At 42.9% G+C, this 25,896-nt stretch carries 27 protein-coding genes and 1 tRNA gene; 12 read left to right on the plus strand and 16 right to left on the minus strand.

Annotated features, from left to right (window positions below):
• Positions 1–5: 5 nt before the first annotated feature.
• The 3 genes from ACLWBB_RS19735 to ACLWBB_RS19745 form a co-directional block, all read right to left on the minus strand.
• Complete coding sequence (locus tag ACLWBB_RS19735) at positions 6–626, minus strand: hypothetical protein (RefSeq protein WP_413289290.1); 621 nt, start codon at positions 624–626, stop codon at positions 6–8.
• Positions 627–1,106: 480 nt separating this feature from the next.
• Positions 1,107–2,579 (minus strand): hypothetical protein, encoded by a 1,473-nt coding sequence (locus tag ACLWBB_RS19740; RefSeq protein WP_413289291.1) that lies wholly within the window; start codon positions 2,577–2,579, stop codon positions 1,107–1,109.
• A gap of 14 nt (positions 2,580–2,593) precedes the next feature.
• Positions 2,594–2,875: a hypothetical protein gene (locus ACLWBB_RS19745; protein WP_413289292.1), complete on the minus strand. Its 282-nt coding sequence runs from the start codon at positions 2,873–2,875 to the stop codon at positions 2,594–2,596.
• A gap of 125 nt (positions 2,876–3,000) precedes the next feature.
• Between ACLWBB_RS19745 and ACLWBB_RS19750 the strand changes: the two genes are divergently transcribed.
• The 4 genes from ACLWBB_RS19750 (at position 3,001) to ACLWBB_RS19765 (ending at position 5,679) form a co-directional block, all read left to right on the plus strand.
• Positions 3,001–3,384 (plus strand): helix-turn-helix domain-containing protein, encoded by a 384-nt coding sequence (locus ACLWBB_RS19750; protein WP_413289293.1) that lies wholly within the window; start codon positions 3,001–3,003, stop codon positions 3,382–3,384.
• A gap of 259 nt (positions 3,385–3,643) precedes the next feature.
• A complete protein-coding gene (locus ACLWBB_RS19755) occupies positions 3,644–3,916 on the plus strand; it encodes a DUF3892 domain-containing protein (protein ID WP_413289294.1) in 273 nt (90 codons plus the stop codon).
• 183 nt (positions 3,917–4,099) lie between these two features.
• Positions 4,100–4,609 (plus strand): hypothetical protein, encoded by a 510-nt coding sequence (locus ACLWBB_RS19760; RefSeq protein WP_413289295.1) that lies wholly within the window; start codon positions 4,100–4,102, stop codon positions 4,607–4,609.
• Between the two features lie 32 nt (positions 4,610–4,641).
• On the plus strand, positions 4,642–5,679 hold the full coding sequence (locus tag ACLWBB_RS19765; RefSeq protein WP_413289296.1) for a hypothetical protein: 1,038 nt from the start codon (positions 4,642–4,644) through the stop codon (positions 5,677–5,679).
• Positions 5,680–5,695: 16 nt separating this feature from the next.
• On the opposite strand, the gene ACLWBB_RS19770 is transcribed toward ACLWBB_RS19765, so the two are convergent.
• The 3 genes from ACLWBB_RS19770 to ACLWBB_RS19780 form a co-directional block, all read right to left on the minus strand.
• The gene (locus ACLWBB_RS19770; protein WP_413289298.1) at positions 5,696–6,742 is read right to left on the minus strand and encodes a hypothetical protein; all 1,047 of its coding nucleotides are present in this window, start codon (positions 6,740–6,742) and stop codon (positions 5,696–5,698) included.
• Positions 6,739–7,035 carry a helix-turn-helix domain-containing protein gene (locus tag ACLWBB_RS19775; protein WP_413289299.1) on the minus strand — a complete coding sequence of 99 codons (297 nt, stop codon included), beginning with the start codon at positions 7,033–7,035 and terminating at the stop codon, positions 6,739–6,741. Before ACLWBB_RS19775 ends, ACLWBB_RS19770 begins: the two co-directional genes overlap by 4 nt.
• A gap of 145 nt (positions 7,036–7,180) precedes the next feature.
• Positions 7,181–7,777, minus strand: coding sequence for a recombinase family protein (locus ACLWBB_RS19780; protein WP_413289300.1), 597 nt, complete (start codon positions 7,775–7,777; stop codon positions 7,181–7,183).
• 79 nt (positions 7,778–7,856) lie between these two features.
• Between ACLWBB_RS19780 and ACLWBB_RS19785 the strand changes: the two genes are divergently transcribed.
• The 6 genes from ACLWBB_RS19785 (at position 7,857) to ACLWBB_RS19810 (ending at position 11,314) form a co-directional block, all read left to right on the plus strand.
• On the plus strand, positions 7,857–8,045 hold the full coding sequence (locus ACLWBB_RS19785) for a hypothetical protein (RefSeq protein WP_413289301.1): 189 nt from the start codon (positions 7,857–7,859) through the stop codon (positions 8,043–8,045).
• Positions 8,046–8,080: 35 nt separating this feature from the next.
• Entirely contained in the window at positions 8,081–8,719 is a 639-nt protein-coding gene (locus ACLWBB_RS19790) for a hypothetical protein (RefSeq protein WP_413289302.1), read from the plus strand.
• Positions 8,720–8,876: 157 nt separating this feature from the next.
• Complete coding sequence (locus ACLWBB_RS19795) at positions 8,877–9,095, plus strand: hypothetical protein (RefSeq protein WP_413289303.1); 219 nt, start codon at positions 8,877–8,879, stop codon at positions 9,093–9,095.
• 136 nt (positions 9,096–9,231) lie between these two features.
• Entirely contained in the window at positions 9,232–9,693 is a 462-nt protein-coding gene (locus ACLWBB_RS19800) for a hypothetical protein (RefSeq protein ID WP_413289304.1), read from the plus strand.
• Positions 9,694–9,809: 116 nt separating this feature from the next.
• The gene (locus ACLWBB_RS19805; protein WP_413289305.1) at positions 9,810–10,094 is read left to right on the plus strand and encodes a helix-turn-helix transcriptional regulator; all 285 of its coding nucleotides are present in this window, start codon (positions 9,810–9,812) and stop codon (positions 10,092–10,094) included.
• On the plus strand, positions 10,091–11,314 hold the full coding sequence (locus ACLWBB_RS19810; RefSeq protein ID WP_413289306.1) for a tyrosine-type recombinase/integrase: 1,224 nt from the start codon (positions 10,091–10,093) through the stop codon (positions 11,312–11,314). Before ACLWBB_RS19805 ends, ACLWBB_RS19810 begins: the two co-directional genes overlap by 4 nt.
• 107 nt (positions 11,315–11,421) lie before the next feature.
• On the opposite strand, the gene ACLWBB_RS19815 is transcribed toward ACLWBB_RS19810, so the two are convergent.
• The 6 genes from ACLWBB_RS19815 to ACLWBB_RS19840 all read right to left on the minus strand — a co-directional run bounded on the left by ACLWBB_RS19815 (position 11,422) and on the right by ACLWBB_RS19840 (position 18,146).
• A tRNA-Val gene (locus tag ACLWBB_RS19815) sits at positions 11,422–11,497 on the minus strand.
• 64 nt (positions 11,498–11,561) lie between these two features.
• Positions 11,562–12,152: a hypothetical protein gene (locus tag ACLWBB_RS19820; RefSeq protein ID WP_413289307.1), complete on the minus strand. Its 591-nt coding sequence runs from the start codon at positions 12,150–12,152 to the stop codon at positions 11,562–11,564.
• A 16-nt stretch (positions 12,153–12,168) separates the two neighbouring features.
• Positions 12,169–13,272, minus strand: a complete 1,104-nt coding sequence (locus tag ACLWBB_RS19825; RefSeq protein ID WP_413289308.1) for a winged helix-turn-helix domain-containing protein — start codon at positions 13,270–13,272, stop codon at positions 12,169–12,171.
• Positions 13,273–13,443: 171 nt separating this feature from the next.
• Complete coding sequence (gene lon, locus ACLWBB_RS19830; protein WP_413289309.1) at positions 13,444–15,930, minus strand: endopeptidase La; 2,487 nt, start codon at positions 15,928–15,930, stop codon at positions 13,444–13,446.
• Positions 15,931–16,211: 281 nt separating this feature from the next.
• Positions 16,212–17,510, minus strand: coding sequence for an ATP-dependent Clp protease ATP-binding subunit ClpX (clpX, locus tag ACLWBB_RS19835; protein ID WP_413289310.1), 1,299 nt, complete (start codon positions 17,508–17,510; stop codon positions 16,212–16,214).
• Positions 17,511–17,513: 3 nt separating this feature from the next.
• The gene (locus ACLWBB_RS19840) at positions 17,514–18,146 is read right to left on the minus strand and encodes an ATP-dependent Clp protease proteolytic subunit (protein ID WP_413291628.1); all 633 of its coding nucleotides are present in this window, start codon (positions 18,144–18,146) and stop codon (positions 17,514–17,516) included.
• 140 nt (positions 18,147–18,286) lie between these two features.
• On the opposite strand from ACLWBB_RS19840, the gene ACLWBB_RS19845 reads away from it, so the two are divergent.
• On the plus strand, positions 18,287–19,795 hold the full coding sequence (locus ACLWBB_RS19845) for a leucyl aminopeptidase (protein WP_413289311.1): 1,509 nt from the start codon (positions 18,287–18,289) through the stop codon (positions 19,793–19,795).
• A 116-nt stretch (positions 19,796–19,911) separates the two neighbouring features.
• A complete protein-coding gene (locus ACLWBB_RS19850; protein ID WP_413289312.1) occupies positions 19,912–20,433 on the plus strand; it encodes a hypothetical protein in 522 nt (173 codons plus the stop codon).
• Here ACLWBB_RS19850 and ACLWBB_RS19855 read toward each other — a convergent pair whose 3' ends face one another.
• The 4 genes from ACLWBB_RS19855 to gshA all read right to left on the minus strand — a co-directional run bounded on the left by ACLWBB_RS19855 (position 20,434) and on the right by gshA (position 25,888).
• Positions 20,434–21,069, minus strand: a complete 636-nt coding sequence (locus tag ACLWBB_RS19855; protein ID WP_413289313.1) for a hypothetical protein — start codon at positions 21,067–21,069, stop codon at positions 20,434–20,436. It abuts the gene before it with no gap.
• A gap of 58 nt (positions 21,070–21,127) precedes the next feature.
• Entirely contained in the window at positions 21,128–21,511 is a 384-nt protein-coding gene (locus ACLWBB_RS19860) for a response regulator (protein WP_413289314.1), read from the minus strand.
• Positions 21,512–21,534: 23 nt separating this feature from the next.
• Positions 21,535–24,543, minus strand: coding sequence for a CHASE domain-containing protein (locus ACLWBB_RS19865; protein WP_413289315.1), 3,009 nt, complete (start codon positions 24,541–24,543; stop codon positions 21,535–21,537).
• A gap of 94 nt (positions 24,544–24,637) precedes the next feature.
• Entirely contained in the window at positions 24,638–25,888 is a 1,251-nt protein-coding gene (gshA, locus tag ACLWBB_RS19870; RefSeq protein WP_413289316.1) for a glutamate--cysteine ligase, read from the minus strand.
• Between the last annotated feature and the right edge of the window lie 8 nt (positions 25,889–25,896).

A 25,896-nucleotide genomic window follows, 5' to 3' on the forward strand; every position in this document is an offset into this window, starting at 1 on the left:
CAGCTTCACCAACCAACAACCTCGACATCGCGACCAGATTTTTTCTTGTAGTCTGCATAGAACAACTCTTTTTCACGGATGAGGTATTCATAGCGCTCATCACCTAAGATAGAACGCTCGTATTTTTCTCGGGCTTGCGTACGAAGTACACTATGTGCTTCCCATAATGCCTCGACCACCGCATCTTGGTTTGCTTGCTTAGCTTTTCTGAGCATCTCTTCATATTCTGGATCTGCTTGCTCGTAGCTTTGATCGTTCAATTGAGTAATTTCGGTAGCGGTGACGCCGGCCTCTCGATAAATGTAGTTAGTATGCTCTTGCCAGGAATATGCAAAGTCCAAGTCAGGTTTATGCTCTTCACCAACTTTATGCCACGTCTCTGAGCTATCAGAGGCCCGTACATTGCTTTCTTCGAGGGTTTTTTGAATAGGTGCTGTCTCTGTTGTAAGAGGCTTTGCTTTGATGTCTGCGGCAGTTAGGGTTTGATAGGAAGTTGGTCTGCGTGGCTGAGCTAGCACCGACGGCTCCATGGTTTTATCCACGGCGGAAGGGAGGGACAACCTCTCAACCCAGAATCCGCCCGCCATCACCAAGCAGAGCCCTAGAATCACGTATTCTCTTCGCATAGGTCTATTCTAGTGGATTTCCGCGCCCCTGGCGGATCACAAGCGTTGCAAATCGTGTCCAGGCCAAATGACCCGAAGAACTTTTAAACTTTGCCCTATCAAGGTCTTTCATAAGCCCAAAGAAAAACAAATCGTTCTAAAGTTTAACAAAGAGAAAAATTCCAAGATGAGATTCCGTCTAAGGGATCGACAGGCCTAGAAACGAAAAAACCCGCCAGAAGCGGGTTTTTTTACGGGGCCCCATCGCGGAAGAGATGGGGAGAATCATCAAATTCAATCATCGGGAGCTAACAAGTTACGACCAGATGTATGGATTGAATTTGGTAGGGAGTACAGGTCACGATGAACGCCTCCCTAAGTATTTGAGATAATTTAACTATTCAACAATATCAATCACTTACGTTTTCGAGAAGCGATACCCTGAGATACTGAGCGATCCATTTGTAGCCTGATATGGTTCGCAAACGGTTCGCAATCACCTTATCTTAAGGCTCTAAACCTTTTTCTCATTTTCCAAAGATATGACGCTAACTCCCGCTGAGCTTTGAGTATGTCTTCCTGCTCTTTCGGGGAAAAAGTGGTTATTTTCTGCTTTAGGTCCTTCCTGTATTGACGCCAAATATCCAACATATCATACGTCAATGTTTTGAGTTTATAGACATGATAGAAACGAGGAAAGCTTTGATCGAGAAGTTTCAATATTTCTAAGAAAAAATGAGGGGCAAATCTAACGTCTACCCACGCATTAAACTTATTAAAATCAAAAAGACATCTGTGCTCTTCTAGGATAATTCTCAGATACCATCTTTGATTTATAATCGAGGCCGGACCCGTGATCTTAAAATTCCACTCAAAATCTTTGTATTTAAGATACGAAACGTTTAGGTCGTGAAATGATTCTGAACCTATCGTATAAAGTGAATACCTATTAGGAAATTCATAGACCTTTCTGGAGCTTCTATCAAAAAAATGTTTTTGATTATCCTTACTATATTGGATAACACTTCTCAGTGTAATACTTCCAATTTCCTCTGAGCTTTTGGGCAAAAAAGATACAAATATACCCTTATTAATCTTCTCGTTGTGAGTATAAACTTCCACGATGGGTACACCCGAACGTTCTTTAAATCTAATTGGCTCAAATATTTCTTCACTGGGATGTCTGAATAAGCTCATCGCCCGGTGGTACACAAAAAGAAGTATATCAATAACCCACGCTAAAAACTGGGATCCCCAAATCATTAATAAAAAAAGAATGAAAAAGGAGACGACTAAAATCAGAAATGTGCCTGCCAATATTAAATTGATCCCCTTACCGAGCGTTTGATAAATTGCTATAATACGACCACGCCAATGACCGAGATTCTGGCGAGTACTTTGGCTACCCTGCGAGGCTGCCAATCCAAGCTTTTGATTTAGCTTATGTTTCTTGGCTTTTTCAGTCGTACATGCGCGCTTAATTTTCCTAAATGTATATTCTACGAAATGAATAAATCCAATGATGTAACCATCAAAGCTAAGCTTTGAGAAACCCGTCAGAAAGTTTAAACATATTGAAAGTAAGACCGCCAAAACCACTGAAAACGTTGTTAGGTAGGCCAAATAAGAGACTAATAAGGTATTTATATTTCTAGGTGTCTGATTTTTAAATAGAGCGTCTAGTAACTCTGTGGAAAACCTAGTGGTACTGAATAAATATTGAGACTCAGTCTGAACATCAAACGGACTATATCTTTTAAAAAATATTTCAGAAATAATATGTCTTACTTGTTCAGAATCGAAAAGGCAGACTAAAACCGTCGATCCGACAAAAGACGCTAGCAATAAGACAGTTTTACTTGCTCCAGGGCGAGAAGTCTTAAATGAATACTTTGTTAAAATTTGGACAAACAGGTATCCGGGTAAACCAAATAGCGCAGCTAAAATTAAACTGCCTACTTTCAAATCATCCAATTAAAATCTGAAGCTTAGCCAGTGATGGCTTTTTTTGCCGCTTTTGGCGCGATAATATTCCAGTTTCCTTTTACGCCTTGTAACTTCTTGGAATTATACGAAGAGTTTAAACTTGTACTAACTTCCGAGTCGGCAGGTTTTGAAAAAACGCTTGAAAAGTCACCTGAGGCAGCTGTGATGACCGTAGAAGCTCCTTCCCAAACTCTTGCATAAAAAGATTTGGAGTCCCGGTCATTATTAGGATTATTTATTTCGGGAGTTGGATTCATGTCTGGCTTTCTGTCATGTTTCTTCATAAATGTCACCCCCCCTATGAAACCATTATATAGCTTATCGGTTAGTGCTCAATGTACGTTAAGGTCAATACAGCCGTTGGTCCAAGCATAAAGTTAGGCATAATATATGCCGATAATGAACACGAATGCATGGCGTTGATGATAAATATACTAAAATCAAATATTTAGAAGACTTTTTGGTTCTAGACGAGTCTCAGTCTCTTAGCATAAAGCTTGTGCGGGGCGATAGACTATTACGATTTCTTGAACTGATTCCGGATGATACGCTTACCCGTGTTATGGCTCAAATCATCCAAGATGACCCAGCTCCACCCCTGGATTCAGAAGATTTCAGAACTTGGGTTGTTCGAAAAAGACAGTTGGCCAATTTAACACAGTCTGAGCTGGCAAAGGAAATTGGCGTTAGGCCCGAGCAAATTAGTCGGTTTGAGGGTGGCAAATGTCCTTTAAAGACCGAACATCTAATTAAAATTTCAAATCGCTTCTCAAATCAAACGGTAGAAAATTAGTCCCATGCCAGTCTTAAACAACAAAACTCGTTAATAAAAATGCAAAAGACGATGGTTCATTATCTACGCACTATAATATGACATTGTCTTAGTTAGACCCCATCACTATCTAAATTTAGTTCGTTGCTTTTTGGGCTATAGAGAGCGCAACTCTTAGTTTCAACATCTAGTGTATGTAATTTGCCTATCTTAATTCAAAATTGTTTATAGAAAATTAAAAATAACGCCGAAACATTTCTAAAGAATAAAAGGAGGACATATGGCTGATATACAAATTACTTGCATAACATTATCTGGAGGTAAATCTCACGAGCATATTACTCATGTTGGCAACCCTTCGGGTAGATCACCAGTTGCGGATATCATTGCATGGATTAACAATAGAACCCACACCTTCTATGTTATCGATCCAAGAACAGGTAAGCGTGCTCAAGTAGGTGTTGTAAATCCCACTTCAGGTAAACCCTATATTCGAACTTATGCAGATGGTGTTTGGGGTGACAATTTACTTTCTTTACCGCTGTGTTCGTAGTTTACTTTGAATCAGGTACTCCCATTTAAATTTCAAAAATGATTAAGCAGTAACATGAGGCCTTTATGTTTTGCATATTTAGGCCTAAGCAGTTCCGAAGTTTTCTTTTCAGAAAGTATATAGCGTTCATTTTTAGTTAAAATATTCATTTTTTTGCTAAAATAGATACTTCAAAGGGCAAGCATGGCTCGTTATCCGAAAGGTTTTCTACCAAAACTAACTCCAAAATTGATCCGGAAGATAGGCGAAAGCATGCAAGCAGGTGCCCCCGTAGATACCGCCGCTGGCCTATGCGGAATAAGTAAAGATACGTTATATCGCTGGCTTAGGCTCGCTGAAGGAGATAAGGCAACTCCTCTACTTCGAAAATTATCGTACACTATAACGAAATCACAGGCAGAGGCCGAACTAAAAGATCTCGAAGTAATTATCAAAGAAATAGAAGGTGGTAGCTGGAAAGCCGCCGCCTGGCATCTTGAGCGTTTAGAGCGTTCACGCACAGAAATTGGGGCCCACAAACAGACATTAGAGAAAAATAGTTCCAACGCCGAAACGGACACTCCAAACAATGTCGTTATCGTTATACCCCACAATGGACGCACTGAGCTCACAAGAGAAAATTTAATTTCACAGGCTGTCTGGATTGAGAAGAAGCTCGCTGAACTGGACAAAAAAGAATCTAACCTCAACTAACAAATCAGCAATCTGCACATAAAGGAATCCGCTTGGGCCCGTTTATCTTAATTGATAAGTCGTTTTTGGAATCTCTAAATCCCGAAGAAGCTATGGCCCTCAATCGCCACTACTGCGTGTTTGTAAGTCCAATTCTTATTCGTGAGATTTTGGGCAACCTCGCGAAAGCTAATTTTACGCCCGACAAGGCTCTGACCCGAGTGATCGGTTTGGCCGCCAAAGCACAAGGAAGCAGTTCGTATGTTATGCATGATGCTCGCCTAATGATACTAAATGACCTGCTCAGCTCGTCCGTCAAATTGTTGCCCGGAGCTCCCCGGTTTGGTGCCACAAAGGTAATTCGTCCTAATGGAAAGGTAGGGGCGATCATACCGCCTACAGAAGAGGAACAGCTCCTTCATAGGTGGGCGCAAGGAGTATTTACAGACCAAGACCGGCGAGTTGCAGAAATGCACAACTCCGAACTCGATAACTATGACCTTCCTGGTAGCCAAAGAGAGTCACAGCAGCTTTTTCCAGAGAACATGAAAGTAAATTCCTTCGAAGAAATAGCAGCTTCATTCGATAAAAGAAGCAGAACGGATGAACTTGAATGGAGGAAGATTGATGGGATAGCCAAGTTTGTTCCGCTTTCCGCAGAACAAACTGCAATTTTGAATGCTAAATGGGAATCCGAAGGAAGACCCGATTTTCGGCACTTTGCAGAGTATGCAAACTACTGTGCTCGAATATGGACTCTTTACTTTATCGGTGTAACCGCCGACCTGGTTAATACAGGAAAGAAGCACAAAACTTTGATTGATATACTTTATTTCTTTTACTTACCGTTTGCTCATATCTTCTGTTCCGCCGATAAATTTCATCGAGATCATTTCCGCTATTTTGCTCGTGAGGACCAGCGGTTCATTTGGGGTCCGACTCTAAAAGAAGATCTGAAGCAGATTGTCGAATATCGCAGATCTTTGAGTCCTGAAAATCTCCGCAAGTACGACAAAGAGCTCGGGAGTTATCCGCCGTTTATCCTGAACTCTGTAACTCTAGAAATGTGGAAAAGATTTGGTCCGCCTTAATTATTACCGCTGATGACTATTTACCCGTTTCTCGTGGTGCAAGATTATATTCCCCATAACCGGCACCACGGATGGTTTGTATGTCTTCGAGATACTGAAATGCCCTAACAGTTTTTTCGACCCCAAGTACATTTATATATTTTGTAGGCCCAAAATAACTAACCAATAACGTGCCTATATATTCTTGATCTACATACTTTTTAAAAGTCCTCAAAAAAAATATGTTGTTAGCCCCCGAAAAGAAAGATTCATCAACTGTGACTAGGACTCCCTCTTTAACCGCCTGTAACACTCTAAATGGGCCTCGCAAAATATAGAGACATCCTGAGTCCACCTTTTCCATGTCCGACCTGTATAGCGCGCTAAAGAGGTCTGACTGCTTACACAAAGGTATTTTATACTTTGCCTCTAATCTTTGTTTTTCTTCCTGAGAGTCTTGAGCAGGCCGCGCCACATATTGCTGCAAAAGAGCTTCGGCTTTGTCGATCTTGACTAAAATGCCTGCACTCACTTTTGAACGTAAAAAATCGAGTTCTTTTTGATAAAAAGAATAATTTTCGAATCGCCGGTTGTTTTCATTTCCAAATTGAATTTTTTCAATAAATTCTTTTAAGAAGCTTGTCGCTCCCGTATCAATTCTTTCTTGCGAAAGCCGTTCAACAAGTATCTCAACAATTTGAGGGCATGGAGCTTCAGCTGCATTTACCAAGTCGTCAGCGCGCGGAGGAAGGTCAGCCTCAAGAAGTGCCTGCACAATTTCAATACGGCACACTCCATAACTAGATTGCCCAAAGCTATTACCGTCTTTTCCAGCAATAGCGAGTTCAAGTAGAGCATACGATGTCGCTTCGCTTGAATATCTATAAGACGCCCCATTTCGATCTTCAAATAAGGTAAGTTCTTTTCCCTTAAAGGATTGTCCTTCCAACATATGTTTTACTTTAGAAAAGTTATTGTCTCTAATTGCTTCTTTAAGTTCGCCGACATTGTTGACAGGGGTTTTTATAACCGCTGTAGAGCAGCCCAATAGATATACAAGGCAAATGAAAACTAACTTCTTCATTTTGCTCTCCGACGCTCAATTCGATGCAATGTTACTCTCACATCACCAGAAAAGATCTCATTCAAAATTTCTTCGCTAACTTCTTCAAATGGATCAGGTTCGCCATAAGCGAGTTTATGAACCGATACCTCCAAGGCAACGGCTACCTTTCGAAGATACTCTAGTTTGATATTTCCTCGGCCTACGGTCCAAGCATGCAACGTCGACTTGTTAATCCCAGTTTCCTTTGCCAGACGACTTAGATTCCAATTCTTTTGCTTTAAGATAATTTGAAGGTTTTTATTTAGACTCAAGTTCGACTCCTCCAAATAGATGAATCGGCATACTCTGCCCTTCTAATTAAGAAATCCACTATCGTGAACAAGTCGTTCATAAGTATGAACACCCTTCAATATCGAATAGTTCATTTAACGACCGTCTTATGAACACAGACGCCCTTCAGCCTTTTATGGACGTTTTATGAACGTCCTTAAGGGCATTCGCAATTGTGCCTATCGAGACGTTCATAGCTTTGCTTATTTCACGATAGGTCATTCCCTCTAGTCTTAAGCGCACTATCTCTTCCTTGTTATGAACTTGAGGACGACCGAGCTTTTGTCCGTTCGCTTTGGCATGCACTAGCCCAGCTATGGTACGCTCTCGAATTAGACCACGTTCGAACTCACCAAACGCCGCCACAATGTGCAACATCAATCTTCCCGTCGCTGTAGTCATATCGATCTGATCACGAATACTTATAAATTGAACCCCTAGTTGTTCTAGCTCTTCCAACGTCGATACGAGATGCTTCAAACTTCTAAAAAGGCGATCAAGCTTTACGACGACAATGACATTTATTTCCTTTCCTCTAGCCAAAGCTATAAGACGCTTTAGGCCAGGACGATTATCGGTCGAGCCACTAAATCCATGATCGACAATTTGATGCTCAATAGGCCATCCACGAGCTTCGCAAAAGGTTACTAACTCACTTATCTGCACTTCTGGCTTTTGGTCATGATGTAAGGTCGAAACGCGTGAATATGTCGCAACTCTCATAATTTAATATAACATAATGCATTATATATTGCAATGTTAATTTGCATTGTACAATTATATTGTATTAAGGAGATGTAGAATGGCTAAAATCTCGTCGAAACACATAGTTAAAGCTTTAAAAGAAAAAGAAAAGTCTGAAGAGAAGGCTAATATAACTTTTCGCCTTAATGTCGATTTACTTAACTCATTTAGAGAAAAATGCAAAAAAGAAGATGTTTCAATGGCTTCGGTAATAGAAATGTTGCTCAAAGATTTTATTGATAACTAGGATAGCGTCTTGCTTTAAAATGGATGGAGGGATGGTTGGCAAAAATTAAACGTGCTGTACAAGCTGAAGAGGCTCTCTTCAAAATGTTAAAAGCATTCAGCTCTATGTCGCAGAATAGTCATGCAACACAAATCCGCCTTTATGCCCCAAAAGAATTGAACCGTATAAATGAACTCCAAGAAATTTCAAAAGACCTCATAAATGGGTTCGAAAAATTTAGTAAAACCTTAGAAGTCGCTATTAAAAAGACAAAAAGTCCGATAGCCAAGCCACATATCAAAAATGTCTCTGATGAATATCAACCTCTAAAAGAAATCGATGTACTAACGACCTTAAAGAAAATTAATGCAGTTCTCAGCTCGTCTTCAAAAGAGGTACAGGTCTATCTAGATTTCTATTCGTCTCGCCCTAAACTAGTTAATGGACAAGACGCGTTTCCGGAGGCCGAGAGCTTTTTTGAGAAAAGAGATTTTGGGAGGTCTCCCGCCGATAAGATAATTAATATCGGTTTGCATAAGGTGTACTTGTCTTGTGATCGCAGCATTAAAAAGACACATCAACTGTTAGAAAGGCATTCAAATTTATTACCGGAACAGCTCAAAGGTATTTCGCTTAAAGCCCTTTCATCACGAATAGACCGCGTCAACAAGGAAGAAAAAGCGGCTAAGAAATAGGCATAAAATCGCTTTTCAACCTCTCTTTAAACTCGATGCCGACACTGGCGTTAAAGAGAGGATCGCTAATTTATTTCCATAGCCTTAAACCTCTCGTTACGGGTGGGTTGGCATTGGAATGGTTCCTCTCGCAATTACTCGCCTGTGAGGAGGAAAAGTGAATCAACAAACACCCAATACAATCTCACTTGAAAAACAAATTAAGGAAATCATTGATCTGTACCGTTCAATGATTCTTGATGCCGTAGAGCAAGAACTTGGCGACAGCCCAAACTGGAAGTTCTTACGTGGGCGCCTACTCAAAGCACTGGGTGATCGAGGACTTGAGGGGCGAATTATAGAAGCAATTAGAACTAATTTCTTGTCTCCAAAATAGTGGCTCTACTATGAAAGAGTTCAAAAGCCCGAGAGGGACGCTTAATTCCAGAAAATACAAATACAAGTGTAGAGTGTCTAGGCCTTGTAAGCGCATGACTTGCAACAAATGTGTGAAACGGCGACGGTCCTATTTCATGGAAGCCGGAACTCGATATGCTCTTAGTAAGAATCTCAATTTTCACCTGATTCTTTCTTGGCCAAAAAACTCAGCTCCAGCAGATCCATGGATGCGTTTATGTGCTGATAGTGCTCGGCTATCTAAAGCTCTATCAGGAGCCAAAGCAGGGCCTTATATTCGCGTTTTAAGTATCGGCCCCAAAGAATGCCCCCATATTCATTTTCTAGTGAATGAGGCCTCTTTAGCCAAAGTCATATGTGCCTTCAATAAAAAATGCCCTCGAGTTGGGCGCAAAATATTTGAAGAGAAAACCTATGAGGTCAAAGAACTACTTGGCTATTTTTACGACAGAAATTTTCTGCCGTCCTTTAATGATCCAAGTAGGCCTAAAGGCATTAGATTGCTTTCAGCATCCAAACCGATGAGATGCGGTTTTCCCTCGTATAAGAGCGAACGAGACCTTTTAGAAAAATCATAGCGGCCATGAAATGTTCAAAAAATCTAAATGAGATATTTTATGAGCACAAAGGCTAATATCAAACGAAGTTTTTACTTCATGGACGGGAATTTAAACTGGATTGGAAGGAAAGATGAATGCACGTGAAAGGAATTTCTACACTCAGCATTGACGAAAAGAATATCCAACATCAGAGTCCTCGCCTACGCACATACCAAAAGGTTTGTGAAACTCAAGTGTTCTTTGAAAATCAGTTGTTAGACTACAAAAAGGCCGCTCAGTATCTCGGAATTTGCGAGTCCTACCTACGCCGACTCAAATCAAAAAGGAAAATCTCTTTTGTTGAAATCGGGGTCAGGGGGGTTCGCTTTAAGGTCGCTTCTCTCAATAAGTGGATTGAGGAAAGAGAGATCAAGAAATGAAACGCAAGTGTAAATCGGTCAGGAACTTCCCCGGTATTTACAAGGTACTTGTATCCATCAATGGCTCAGCTTGGAATGAGCCCGAACGTGGCGGGCGCTATGCCGTCGCTCGGTATGAGCAGACTCTACAGGGCAGGCGGCGCACCAAGCGCCACTTTGACTCGTTTGAAGAAGCTAAAGCTTTCAAAGAAGGGAAACCCCTGTCAGAAGATCCAATTGCACAACCGCTCACTAGCACGCAGGCATCATCTGCAAACAACTCGATGAGACTTAAAGATCTCTTTGAGGTGTATGCACGCAACGAACTTATTCACAAGTCAGTGACCACTCGGGATAAGTATAAGAGCTATTGCAAATTCCTCGCTCCACTGTGGGAAATACCTGTCGCGGAAATCAACGTGTTCGCAATCGACTCGTGGCTTGCATGGCTTAAGTCCCCTGAGCAACTGGCCCAACACTGTTCTAGAAGGTGTAACTTTGAACATGAATACACGTTCCTTAGAACTCTACTGGGCTATTATCACGAGACCTTTGATCACGAATACAGAATGCCCTTCTTGCGAAGGCATCGTGACAATTTGAAAATCAAAGAAGTCGCTCTCGTTCAAAAAGATCTCAGCCCTGCACAGGTAAAAAGTTTTTTGGCGGAACTCAAAAAAGAGGAAGACAAATTTTATTACTATTTAGCAGGTATGCAGTACTTCACCTTTTCACGCCTTCAAGATGCAGTCGCTCTTCACCATGAGGACTTTGACTTCGTTGCAAACGCCGTCACCTTGAGTAAGAAGATTGTCTTCCGTCGAATCAAAGGTTGTTCGCGCGAATTGGTTCAGGGGTCAAAGACCAACCAGGGGAAAAGAATTGGAATGAGTCCCCCTCTAGTTACCCTTTTCAAGGAGTGGACCATGCTCACGGGGATTCGCAAGGGCCCCCTGTTCCTCTTGAAAGATGGAACTTGGCCAACCTATCGGTCGATCCAGCACGCCTACGACAAGGCCTTTAAAGCCGCTGGCATCCCGTTCAGTGGAACCCACATTCTTAGACATGCTTCGCTGTCTGAAGCTCAGGAAACCAGTGGTGACATCAAGGTCACTCAAACACTGGCCGGTCATAAGAGTATTGCCACAACCGAACGCTACGCCAAAGCGAGAGCCGGACGATTACAGGAAATTCAAACGAAGGTTGGACAGAAAATTTTTACGGCGGACGGTTCGCAATAGTTCGCAAATCGGACTTTTTCAGATTTTTGAAAGAGAACAGAGAAATGGAGAAGGTAAGGAAAAACAGAGGCTTAAAACTAAAAAACCCGCTATCACGCGGGTTAATTTGGTAGGGAGTACAGGATTCGAACCTGCGACATCCACCTTGTAAGGGTGGCGCTCTACCAACTGAGCTAACTCCCTATATCGCACTCTTTTGAAGAGACGGCTTTTGTAACAACATTAGCCGTCCTTGCCAAGAGATTTTTTAGAACTTTATCTTTTTCTCATTAGGTCCGCACGTTAGCTCTAAACGGTCAGAAATTCTTACCATTTGTGCCGCGAACTCAGGTTCTGAAGAGAACAATGGGTAGATACGAACCACAATTACCTGCTCCGTACCCGCCTTACTCGAAATAGGTGGTTCTGGAGAATCCTCTTCGTTAAATGCGTACAGAGTGAAGTTATAGGATTCACGAGTTACCGTATCCATAATCTGAGCTGCAATCACTGTTTTAGCAGTTTCATAGCCCTGACCGGTCCCGATCACTTCACAAGTCTCTACGTCAATTTGCCTAATTTTAATACGTTTCGCCTGAACACGACGGAACATGTAGTAAAGGATCTTTCCATCCTTTTCCGCCCTCCAGACACCTTGCACATTTTCCCATGGGAACTTAACAGCAAAGTCCCAAGGCCAAATGATGTCGCCACCGCCATCACCGCCACCGGCTCCGCCAGTCGGCGCAGAACAGGAAAACTGCTCGTAATTTTGCTCGGACACAGCCATCGCGGCAGTACCGAAGACAATACTACTTAGGATCAACAACATCTGAAAAAACTTAATTGTGCGAACCATTAGGAGCCCCTCTCACCTAGTGATCAAATGAAACTCTAGCACTCTTATTCATGTAGTAACCATTCTTCGCTCGGAAAATATACTTCGGCTTTTCGTAGTCAGGCTCAATAAGTTTTCTCAAGCGTTTAATAGTCACATAAATCTTGTTGTCATGAACGGCCGGATCGTATGCCTGTTTCCAAACATTTTCGACCAGGTACTCTTTCGAGTACACGACCCCTTGATTTTGCATAAACAATCTCAAGAGATCCAATAGGATGAACTGATTTTTGAAATCAATACGACCTATTTTGCGTTCAACGACTGCATGGTTGGATTCATCAAAGACCAAGTCGAAACTGTTCTGAGACTCGCCACCCAGCTTTTCAAGATACTTATCAATTCTTTTTGCCATACGGATTAGGTTCTCCGCATCGACGGCACGTTTTGCTAGCCCCAAATACAAACGGGCCATTTCTTTGTCGCCCATCTCAAGATGGCAACGACCCAGCAAAACTTGGAGATTCACGATAGCTGTCAGATTCTTTGTTGCTTTAATCTGATCGTACGCGCGCCATAATACTTCGATGGCCTCTTCGTACTTCTTAAGGTGAATCAAGATGTCGGCATTCAAAACTTCGCAAGCAAGTTTCAATTCCGGCATGTGATAAACCTGGAAGAACACTTCCAAGTTGTAAATTTCTTTAAGGGCGTCAGCATAACGGCCGACAGTTGGACGAGCATAAACTGCCGCCAAACCAAAGATCGCATAACAAATGTCTTCTTTGTTATCGGAAGCCAATGCAATAGAAAGTGCTTTTTGAAGGTAGTCTAACGCCGTATCGGATTGGTCTTTGAAAGCCGCACAAACAGCCAAGGTGTAGTAAGTTTTAGAGCTGAGTTCGAAGCCCTCTTTCAATACGAGGTCTTGCAGCTTTTCCTTGGCTTGGTGAATTTCATCAAACATCTCCATTTCCGCATAGATACGAAGAAGAAGATTAATAGCTTTCAGGTAACCAGAGAAGTTTTTGTCGGCGAAATAGCCTTGGGAAGCCTCTTTGAGATGGCCAATAGCAGTCTTGAAGTCACCGCGATCGCAGTACAACTTTCCGACTTCAAAGGTGCGATCAATTGCGCTCATACTAAAAGGCATCCCTGTTGAAAATAACCAAACGAGGTCACTTTCTGACAGATTCTTAATAATACGTCAATCCAGTGACTGCTAGCGTTGCCTTATTTTCGAGCACTTTGTGAATAAAAAAACGGGGGCCACTTGGACCCCCGTATATTATGCCTAGTTTTTATGCAAAACCTAGTGATGCTGGTGCAAAGATTGGCCTGTGTACTGGGCCTTAACACCATAATCAGTTTCCTTTTGGACTTTGAAGAGCTCTTTTGGATTCTTGATATCCAAAGCGTTGATCAGAACCTGATCCACGTGGTCTACCAAGATCACTTTCAACTCTTTCATTACTTCCTTAGGAATGTCCTTCAGATCCTTCTCGTTCTCTTTAGGACAGATAATCATCTTAATACCGCCACGGTGAGCTGCCAGGATCTTCTCTTTCAAGCCACCGATCGCAAGAACGCGGCCTCTCAAAGAAATCTCGCCAGTCATCGCTACAGTTCTCTTCACAGGGATCTTCGTGATTGAAGACACAATACTTGTCGTCAATGCGATACCTGCTGAAGGACCATCTTTAGGCACAGCACCTTCTGGAAGATGGATGTGCACGTCGATATTAGAGAAGTAATCCTTATCCAAACCGAAGAGAGGTCCGCGAGAACGTACGTAGCTCATCGCTGCCGAGCAAGACTCTTTCATCACATCACCAAGTTGACCGGTGATAGTGAATTTGCCTTTACCAGGAACAACGCTTGCTTCAACTGCAAGCAAGTCCCCGCCCACTTCCGTCCAAGCCATACCGTTTGTAAGACCGATTTCGTTTTGCTCTTCGATCTTACCGAATCTAAACTTGTGCGGACCCAAAAGCTCTACCAGTTTTTGCGGAGTTACCACGTAACCGGAAGTTTTTGCATTCTTCGCTGAAGAAGAAGCTTTTGCTTTCTTCCCTGATTTCTTACCAGTGTCTTTCATGTCTGCCATAGCTTGAGACATCACGATGTCTTTAGCCACTTTACGGCAAACATTCGCGAATTGTCTTTCCAAGTTACGGACGCCCGCTTCTTTCGTGTAGTAGCGGATCACATCGCGAATCGTTTTCTCTGGGATTGAAACTTTGTAGTCTTTCAAACCATGATTTTCGATTTGCTTCGGAACCAAGTAGTTCTTCGCAATGTGGAACTTCTCTTGTTCAATGTAACCTTCAAGGCTGATGATCTCCATACGATCCAAGAGAGGTCTTGGAACTGTATGCAAAGAGTTCGCCGTTGCAATGAACATGATTTTTGAAAGATCGTATTCCAACTCCAAATAGTGATCTTGGAATGAAGAGTTTTGCTCTGGATCCAAAACCTCAAGCATCGCTGCAGCTGGGTCACCACGGAAATCATTCGCCATCTTGTCGATTTCATCGAGAAGAACTAGTGGATTTCCTTTATCAACTTTACGAAGAGCTTGCAGGATTTTACCTGGCATCGCACCCACGTATGTTTTTCTATGACCGCGGATCTCAGCTTCGTCACGCACGCCACCCAAAGAGATACGTGCAAATGGACGATTCAAAGACTCTGCAATGGATCTTGCCAAAGACGTTTTACCAACCCCTGGAGGACCTACCAAACAAAGGATAGGACCCTTCATATTTTTAGAGATTGAAAGAACAGCTAAGTACTCAAGAATTCTTTCCTTAACTTTCTCTAGACCCCAGTGATCATCATCAAGGATCTTTTGAGCGTTCTTAACGTCATGTTTTTCTTCTGTGTAATCAGCCCAAGGCAAAGACAATACCCAGTCGATGTAGTTACGAACGACTGTCGCTTCCGCAGACATAGGAGACATCATCTTAAGCTTCTTGATCTCCTTCATGACTTTGTCTTTAGCTTCTTGAGACATTTTCTTAGCTTTAGTTTTAGTCTCTAGGTCTTGAAGTTCAGCTTGGTAGTCGTCCTTCTCGCCAAGTTCTTTTTGAATAGCCTGCATTTGCTCATTCAAATAGTACTCTTTCTGAGAACGTTCCATTTGCTTTTTCACGCGAGTGCGGATCTTCTTCTCGACTTCGAGGATTTCGATCTCGCCTGTCATCAAGTTCAACAAATGTTCCAAACGTTTTGAAGGGTCGTGGATCTCCAAAACTTTTTGTTTGTCTTCAAGCTTCAAGTTAAGTTGCGCAACGATAATGTCGGCAAGCTCACCTGGATTTTCGATCGTAGAAACTCTCATCAGAATTTCTGGTGGAATTCTTTTGTTGAGTTTTACGTATGTTTCGAAAGTTGTTTTAACGGAACGAACCAACGCTGCCGCTTCTACTGGGCTGTCAGACTCTTCCGGAATCTCTTCACATTGAACCTGGAAGAAATTGTCGTTGGTAACGAAGTTCTTAATGCGAACACGTCTTTTACCTTCGACAAGAACTTTCACAGTGCCATCTGGAATGCGCAAAAGTTGAATGATTGTTGCGATAGTTCCAATTTGATAAATATCTTTAGGCTCTGGATTGTTCGTCTTCGCATCTTTTTGTGCAGCAAGAACGATGTCCGTTTGTTTGCTCATCGCCTCTTCAAGAGCATTAATACTCTTATCGCGGCCTACGAACAAAGGCATCATCATATGCGGAAAAATGATGAGATCTCTTAGAGGCAGAAGTGGAAGTTGTTGGACCTTGGCGTTCTCACTCATTTTAGGACCCTCCCTGTGGTTATATTATCCCCCTGAGTCTTTATTACGACCCTTGAGGATGAGTGGGGGGTTAATCCGTAAACCCTCCCATTAGTTCTTAATCAGTATATGGTTCTGTGACCATTCAGGGAAGGAAATATTGATGTTCCAGGTGCATCACGAAAACCAGACCGTCAAAGAACAAAGAATGGTCATGTCTTGAATAAGATTCTCTTATGCAAAAATAAAAACCCGAGGAAAATTTTTCCTCGGGTCTGTGCACACGATTTGACAATTAAAAACTAGGCGCTTTCCGCGGGGTCACTGTCGGCTTTGGCCGCTTCCGCCCGGATCTCGTCTTCAGTCTTGTAGACTAGTTTAGGAGCCGCCCCATCGTTAATCACCTTCTCGTCAATGATACATTCCTTGACGTTTGGTTTGGATGGGATCTCAAACATAATGTCCAACATAGCAGACTCAATGACACCACGAAGACCGCGGGCACCTGTCTTACGCTTCAAAGCCATCTGAGCGATCGCCTTTAAAGCCTTCTCAGTGAACTTCAACTCCACGCCTTCAAAACTGAAGAGCTTCTGGTATTGTTTTGTCACCGCATTCTTCGGTTGAACCAAGATATCCATCAAAGCTGACTCTTCGAGAGGATCCAATACCGCCAAAACCGGCAAACGACCGATGAACTCCGGAATCAAACCGAACTTCGCCAAATCATCTGGCTCAAGTTTTTGCAGGATATTTTCGCCACCTTCTTTTTCAGCAGTAGTACGAATATTAGCGCCGATACCCATGGTCTTGTTAGTCGTACGACCTTCAATCACCTTATCCAAACCTACGAACGCACCACCCACGATGAAGAGGATGTTGGAAGTATCGACTTGGATAAACTCTTGCTGAGGATGTTTACGACCACCTTTTGGAGGAAGGTTCGCAACAGTGCCTTCAAGAATTTTCAAAAGTGCTTGCTGTACACCCTCACCACTCACGTCGCGAGTGATAGATGGGTTCTCAGATTTACGAGAGATTTTATCGATCTCATCGATATAGATAACGCCCTTTTGAGCCTTTTCCACATCGTAATCCGCAGCTTGCAAAAGATTTAATACAACGTTCTCAACGTCTTCACCGACATAACCTGCCTCTGTGAGAGTTGTTGCATCCGCCATTGCGAATGGAACGTTCAAAATTTTAGCAATAGTTTGCGCTAGCAATGTTTTTCCAGAACCCGTTGGACCTACCAAAAGAATATTCGACTTTTGGAGTTCCACGTCCGTGCCCTTTTTACCATTGCTAAGAGCATTGATACGCTTGTAGTGATTGTGAACTGCTACCGCTAAAGCTTTTTTAGCCTTTAGCTGTCCAATGACATAATCATCCAAGTAGTTTTTGATATCTTGTGGTTTAGGGACCTTGAAGGTGCCCTTCACCGACGTCTCGCGCTCTTTTTCCTCGTCAATGATGTCATTGCAGAGATCAATACACTCGTCACAGATATAAACGCCAGGGCCTGCGATTAGCTTTTTAACTTCTTTTTGGCCTTTACCACAAAAACTACATCTTAATGTGCCTGCATCTTTGGTGCTCATCGCTTATCCTTTTTTAGAAGCCTTACGAGATTCAACAACATGATCAATCAGTCCAAGTTCTTTTGCGTTGCTTGGATCTAGGAAGTAATCTCTCTCCATTAATCCTGCCAAAGTTTCGTACTTTTGACCCGTGTGGGTTTCGTAAATTTTAGTCAACTTCTCTTTGGTTTTTATCAGTTCTTTAGCATGAATTTCGATGTCAGTTACCTGACCAGAAAGACCGCCACCTGACAATAGAGGTTGGTGAATCATGATACGAGTGTTTGGAAGGCTATAGCGCTTGCCCGGTGCTCCCGCTGTTAATAGCAAAGAACCCATACTCGCCGCTAAACCCATGCAATACGTTGCTACGTCGCACTTCACAAACTGCATCATATCGTAAATCGCCATCCCCGCAGAAACACTTCCGCCCGGAGAGTTAATGTAAAGATGGATATCCTTTTCAGGGTTGTCTACCTCGAGGAATAAAAATTGTGCGATAATCGTATTGGCAACCTCATCCGTCACCGGGCTTCCCAGAATGATGATACGGTCTTTCAATAGACGAGAGTAGATATCATAACTACGTTCGCCTTTAGAGGTCTGTTCAATGACGTAAGGAATGAGTGGCACAGTGGTCTCCTGTTGGTGGTTAATTTAATCTTCTTACCTATCGGTATTATAATATAGGACTTTATTAAAAAGGCTTTGACGCCCAGACCGATTATGTTAGTCATTTACCGTTTAGTTTTTAAGCATTTAACGCATCACATTAAGTAGTTGTTGAAAGGACTAATATGCTCTTCGATCTCATTAATAAAGACATCGAGACACTCACCTGCCCGGCTTTGGTTGTGTTCTCAAAGGCTGCATCTCAAAAAGATAAATCTGCGAAAGTGACTCATACTGAGTTGGGCAAAAAACTGGCAAATGCCATTGCTGAAAAAACTATTACTGGTAAAGCTCTTGAAACCGTTCTTTACCGTGAGCTGAACTATAAAAATTATCGCCATGTTCTCGTCGTTGGTCTAGGAAAAGATTCAGAAATCGACCACGAATCTATTCGTCAATCTATTGCGGCAGCGTTTGAAGCCGTTAAAGGTGCCGGAATTAAAGAAGCTGCTATTCATTTTGACGGTTTGACTACAAACAAAAAAGAGTCGAGCTCGTTTGCAAAAGCGGTCGCTGAAGGTTTGGGTCTAGCTTCTTATATTTTCGACGAATTGAAATCTTCTGCAAAAAAAGATGCGAAAGCTGAAGACCAACTTTCTTTCCACGTTGTTACTAAAAACGCGGACAAAGCTTTCAAAGCTGCTTTCCAAGAAGGCGTGATCCTTGGTTCTTGCGTAAACTTCTCTCGTCGTTTGGGTGATTTGCCAGGCAACTTGATGACTCCAGCAATCTTGGCAGACTCTGCTGTTGAAGGTGCTAAAGGCAGTGGTCTTAAAGTGACTGTTTGGGACAAAGCTCGCATTAAAAAAGAAAAAATGGGCGGCCTATTGGGCGTGTCTAATGGTTCTGATCAAGAGCCAAGATTCATCGTTATGGAATACAACGGCGCTGCTAAAACTAAAAAGCCTGTTGTTTTCGTAGGTAAAGGTCTTACTTTTGACTGCGGTGGTATCAGCATTAAGCCTTCTGCTGGTATGGAAGAAATGAAGTACGACATGTGCGGTGGCGCAAATGTCATCGGTACTATGCTTGCAATTGCTAAATTGAAATTGAAAGTAAACGTGGTTGGTCTTGTAGCTTCGACTGAAAATTTGATCGGTCCTTCTGCAACAAAACCAGGTGATGTACACACAGCTCGTAACGGCAAAACTTTCGAAGTGAACAATACCGATGCTGAAGGTCGTTTGATCTTGGCAGATGCTTTGAGCTACGCAACAGAACAAGAACCACAAGTGATTGTTGACGCTGCAACTTTGACAGGTGCGATGGTTGTTGCTCTTGGCAACACTCACACTGGTTACTTCACTCGTAACAATGCTTTGAAAGGCAAAGTTGAAAAAGCGGCTGTTGCTTCTGGTGAATGGGTTTGGAACATGCCTTTGACTGACTTCCACGTGAAGGACATGAAGGGTGTTTATGCGGACCTTTCTAACATGTCTTCTGGAAAAGGCGCAGGCAGCGCAACTGCAGCTGCTTTCCTTGAGCAGTTCGTTGGTGAAGGCATTCCTTGGGCTCACTTCGATATCGCAGGAACTGGCTGGGCTGTCGGCAATCGTTTGAACTACTGCCCTAAAAAGGGTGCAAGCGGTGTGATGATCCGTACCTTCGTCGAGCTCGCAAAACAGTACGTTTAGTTTTTTGTTCTATAAAAACATTTAGAAGGTCGGGAGCAATCCCGGCCTTTTTATTTTGCTGGACCTACATCGAAGAAATCTTGTCGTCTGTACCTGAGCCATCTTAGCCTTAGGTCATGACATACAAAAGACTACTTATTGCATTGGGGCTTCTCATCAACATTTCTTGCGGCAACGCCATCACTCTGACCGATGGCAGCCAACCCGGCGGAAATTTTGATCCAAAACTAGTCGAAAAAGTTGAGAAACAATTTTGTTCTCTTGGATATAGCTTAAAAGAACTTTCGGGCGGCACCGACGTCTATTTTGGCGACCTTCGCCAACGTTCTAGCATTTTTGCTTTCTCAGCAACTCAAGGTAAAGAATGTATTATTAAAGACAACGTGGATGACAGTTGGATGGAAAATGGAGTTCACCACTGGTTTAATCTGCACCCGAACTCAGCGGATAACTGTCTTAAGAACAACACCATCTGGCAAGTGGTGAGTATGCAAACTTCTGGTACCGGTATCTATTACACTTTGAAAAATCTTGATGATAACAGCCAGCAACTTTTAGATATGAACGCGACAAACTCTGTTCGCGGCCTGTATGCAAGTCAACGCGTCGGCCTTAAAGTGTTAGCTTGTCAGCGCTAGTTATTTAAAACTCATCATCATAGGTCGGCCCAACAAGTGACTGACCTCTTCGGCATCAATTAAAAGTTCTTTTTGCTCTGCTTGATGAGACAAACGCACTGTCGTCAGCAACCAACGTGTTGGCCACTCTTCAGTCACATTCTTGAATCGCACAGTCACAGGACGGCCTTCGCGATATTGGATTTCTCCATCGGAAGGCTTCTCTGCCATGATTTTGTCTACTGGAATAAAGATTGGATTGATTTTAGTCATGTCAGAAGAAAACTCGCAGGCGCCTTCGACTTCCATTACTGGGCGTTCACCGCTAGTTGCAATCCCTTCTGCTTCAAAGCGCAGAACTACTGTTGCAAACTCTTGGCATGCCAGAGTTTTTTCACCCGTGATTTTCGCCATGGCGAAATGACCAAGCTCTACACCCAAGCTGTGATGTTCACGGACAACTGTCGCGCCAGCAAGAATGCGTTTTTTCATCGCCTCTGTTAGCTCGGTTCCTGTCAGACTTGAAAAATCATACACTTGACGAATTGCTGCTGGATCACGCGTGACGGGTCCCCAATCGGATGTGTGAAGTATAATTCCGTAACCCACACAAAATGAAAACAAGAACAGCCCTAAAGTCATTCCAAACTTTTTCAAGCAAGCCTCCATGAAACTATGTTAACACAGTTTTTTGGTTTCGCATTTTGATTGAGTTTTACGCAGGTCCTAGGTAGGGACCATGATTTACTGCCTTGCTGACTTCTTGAAGCAGGTCTTTAAAGTTGAAAGGCTTTTCGAAAATTTTCAGTACTCCCAAGGCTTGGGCTTTTTGCAGAGTGATATCGCTATAACCCGTCATCAAAAACATCTTAGGCTTTGGTCCAGGTGCTTTATGAATTTCATTAGCTAGTTCAATGCCATCGCCACCGGGCATACGCAGATCCGAAAGAACACATTCAAAAGGGATTTCCCGTACCAGCCGAAAAGCCTCACGCCCATTTTCTGCTTCATGTACTGTAAAGCCAATACTCTCGAAAGCTTCTTTGAGCAGCTCTCGAATCATAGGTTCATCATCCACAATTAATATTTGTCTCTGCATACATCCTCACTTCAACTAGATTCCTAGGCGGATATTTCCTGGGATCTACTCAATTTCAGTTCAATAACAAATGTGGTGTTCTTGGCATTCTCAACAACATAGAGTCTGCCGTTATGCTTTTCAATTATCCCGCGGGAAATACTTAGTCCCAGTCCGGTCCCCTTCCCAACCTCTTTCGTTGTGAAGAATGGATCAAAGATTTTGGCCTGCAAATCAGAACTCATAGTGGCGCCCGAATCTGTAACGATCAGTTGAATCTGGTCTCCGACTGTGCGGAAGTCAACTTTCACCCACTTATCTTCCAATGTATTGACGGCATCAAAAGAGTTATTCAATAAATTTAGTAACACCTGAACGATTTGTTCAGGTCTAACCATACACTTAACATCAGAACTAATCTCTGCTGGCACCAAAAGCGGAATTCCATGATGTTTAAAGCGGCTACGACAGAGCTCGAGGGCATCTTGCAAAAGATCATGCACACGTACTTCTTGAAGAGGATCGTTTGGAACATCCCTTGCGATGGTGCGCAGTCCACGAATGATCTTTGCAATACGCTCAACATTCGCATTAATAGCACCGACATTCGCTTGAACTTTTTCGGTGTTCAAAGGAGCTTGTTGAACCAAGAAATCTAACTGTTGAGCTTTACCAACAATGATCGTCAAAGGATTGTTGATTTCATGAGCCACACCACCGGCCATTTCACCCAATGAAGAAAGTTTTGAAGAAGCTACAAGAGCCGCCTGCTTCAAGTTCAATTCTGTCATGTCTTGGATAGTTCCTACGAACCCGGTCACGACCCCTGCTTGGTTGTAACAAGGGACTGCTTCATTCACTACATGCAAGATACCAGTCTTGCATACAAAACGAAACCCCCACCGGAACTGACCTTTTGGATTTTCTCGATATTTTTTCCATGCAAGCTCTACGATGTCGCGATCTTCTGGATGAATCAAACTGTCCCAACTGAGTTTCACCGTCTGACTTAGGCTTAATCCAAGTAGCTTCGATAATGTCGGATTTATATAGGTACATTGACCGGTGTCATCAATCAGATAGATCCCCACCGGACTAGATTCAGTAAGAGTTCTCCATAGACGCTCACGTTGGGTCAGCTCGAGGGTTTTATGCTCGGCAATTTTCTGAGCTCTGTCTGCGACATGTTCTAAGCTCGACAATAAAATTGCCAAGCACAGAGAAATCAAAGCGCCACAAAAGCCCGCCCATGACGACACCATCAGAGATTTTGTACGGAATGCCGAACCACGTTGCCACAAAATGGTGAATTTTTGCCCGACAATATCAATCGTGGATTCTTTAAGATGGTCTTCTCTATCTATGCCAGTAGTGGAAGAGAATGCCTCAAATGAAGAGTCCGCCACTTCACCAGAAAAAATCCTTAAATCGATTTCCTTATCAAACGGCTTCAAAGCGAGCTGCGCAAATTTTTTAATCGAAACGGGTGCGTAAATAACCCCTTGGAAGGCTTTTCGTCTTTGCTCTACAGTATCGATAGACGCGCCTTTTTTGTAAAAGGGAGCAAACAGAATAAAACCTTGTTGCACGCTTTCATCTTGAGTCAAATAGATTTGCTCGGAGGCTACCGTCGTACCCGTGTCTCTGGCTTTCAAGATCGCTTCGAGACGTCTTTTTTCTGTAGAAACATCCAGCCCTACAATATGACTGCTTATAGTAAAAGGTTCTACATATTTGACGACTAGCTGAAACGGCGCTTTTGGAACTTTCAGCTCGTCTGGAATCACACGCACTGGATGAACATGAAAATCCTTTATACCACTTTTAATCTGCTGCTCTGTAAGCTGAGCAAGTTCTTGCTGATTTGAAATCGGCACAATAACGCCAATGCGATTTATTCCTGGGTACTGAGTTTCTACCCGCATATGGGATACAAACGTTTGCCACTCTCCACGAGTGACCTCTTCAGAGGCCGCAAAAAATCCAGCACCGCTTTCAAGAAGACGAACATAGCTGGAAGTTCGTTCGGTGATGGCTTTTTCGATTTCTTCAGTTTGGAAATAGAACTGATCTTGGTCAGTGCGATAATTGGATTGATAGAAGGAGTAAAACGCCATTCCTGTTAATAACCACCCAAAGATCAAAGCAAAGCTTGGTCCTTTCAAAAGACCCTCTTGCCGCAAGCTGCTTAAAGCAATTGCCGTGAGACCCACGCCTACCAAGAATAGCTGCAGATGCAGAAGATTCTCGTTAAATGCACTACCCACAAATGGTCCCATGCCCTCTTTCGTACTTAGAATTGCGACAGCGGATATCAAAACTGCGTTTGCGTATATCCAAGTGCCCCCTAACCATATAGTTACCAAAAGAAGTCCAAAGAAGATTATAAATAGAAACGGAGGCCCATAGTAAGAATAGAAAATAAAGATACACAGACTGAGTGTCACAAGTAGACTTACAGAAACCTTCAGCATATTTTCGCGAAGAGTTTGGATAAGTTTAAATTCACCAATCGAAATTTTTACTGCGACCGGAAATAGAAAGAGCGCTCCAAGAGTATCTCCGGTCCACCAAGTAAGCCAATTGTAGCGAGCACCCTCCCACGAAATAACTCCGGTCCACGCTAATGACAGCGTTCCGAAACTTGCACTCAACGCAGTGGGAATTGTTGCAACAGCTAGATAGTTGATTAACTTAGCGTGGGGGCCCAGATGTTTATTTGCACGTGAAGTGTAGTGAAAGATCCACACGCCAAGAACTGCTTCGAGTGTGTTTCCTAAACCGATGCCTAACAACGCCACCGGTGGCGCGCCTCTGAGATAGTTGGCAGCGACAGCACCCAGAAAAATCCCGATACTCATCCGTGGGCCAAATATAAGAATCGCACCCATCGCGATGCCCGTTGCTGGCCAGACTGGAGAAGCTAAGTCATTGATTGTTGCGAGATAAAGTCCGAGTCGAGCCGCGACAAAATAGACGAACGCTCCCAGTAGTACCAATAGGATTTGTTGTGGAACAGATTTCGAGGTTAAGGAATTTTGCGCAAAGCTCATGGTCTTGTTAAAATATTAACAAGTGTTGTCCCCACAAATCTTGTTTTAAAAGGTCTAGCAAACGAAATTTAGCCGTAAACAAATCTGACTAAGGTCAGCCACCACAAGGCGCGTTTTTATAATTCTTAAACTGCACGCCCATCTCTTCAGCTTCTAAAGCAATGGCTAATAGACCAAGCTTCGCGCTCCAACCGTAAACGTTCTCTTGCGGGCAACCTTCTGCTCGAACTGCAAGATCAGAAACACACAGACGTTTGTACACAGCACCAGGGCTGTTCAAACTATCTGTCGAACCTTTTTCAGAATGGGTCCGTAGGAATCCTCCTGCAAGTTCACACCCAATCATATAAATGACCGGCTCCGCAGAAGCACTTTCAGCCGTCACGATCGAAGGGATACCCTCTTGGATAATCACTTCTTCGACATCACGGCCGCCTTTAGCGGCTTTCATTTTTTTGCGGGACTTGTAGCTCCACTGACGAACTTCATCACCTGACCCGACACGAATCACCGCTAAGCCATAAGTTCCGGCATTGTTCTTTACAAAAACGAAAGGTTCTTGGGTGATTCCGCGTTTTTGATATTCAGCTTTAAGACGAGCCAACATTTGATCTACTTTATTAGCCAAATCATTACGGCTTTCTTCACTGCCAATATCAAAGTGGGCGTACTCTTCGGTTTCTACACGAAGTAAGAATGGATCAAACTTCGCTACCTCAGCAAATTCGTTCACAAGTTGATTATAGAATTTGAAGTAGCGGCTTTTCTTACGTTGATACCAGCCAAGCTCTCTTGGTGGGTTCATTGCAAACTCGATAGTTTTTGCCCAATCTTCATAGGCCTCAGAGAAGTCATTATTGCTAATAACTAAGTCCGGCTTGAATTCTCTTAGCAGAGCTCCATCTTTCAATGCAGATCCAACCACCAACTCACGACCAGAAGCACTTTGCACTTTAATAGGTTCCGCAAGCTCTCGAGGAATCGCAATACGAACAGTTTTTCCCGCAGATTCGATCAAAGACTTGATCGTATAGACGTTGTCCCAATAGTAAGGATTGCTTGTATGTTCTTCCGTTACTAAAAGAATATTTTTAACACTGGATCCATAGTGTTTTTCAATATAACCCGCCATCAAACCGACAGAGGTCTCTTTATCTGCAGGACAAATATTATTAAACCCCGCCGGAAAAATATTCGCGTCGACATTGGAAACTTTGTAACCCGCATCACGAATGTCGTAACTGGAATAAATCGGATAAGCCAAGCCGCCGGTTTTGTTTTTAAACCAAGCGCACACTTCATTCATATTTTCTAGCGTCTGCTTATGAAGTAGTTCTTTTACCATGAATGAGT

Source organism: Bdellovibrio sp. HCB337 (genome assembly GCF_047302465.1).
Classification (GTDB): Bacteria; Bdellovibrionota; Bdellovibrionia; order Bdellovibrionales; family Bdellovibrionaceae; genus JACMRP01.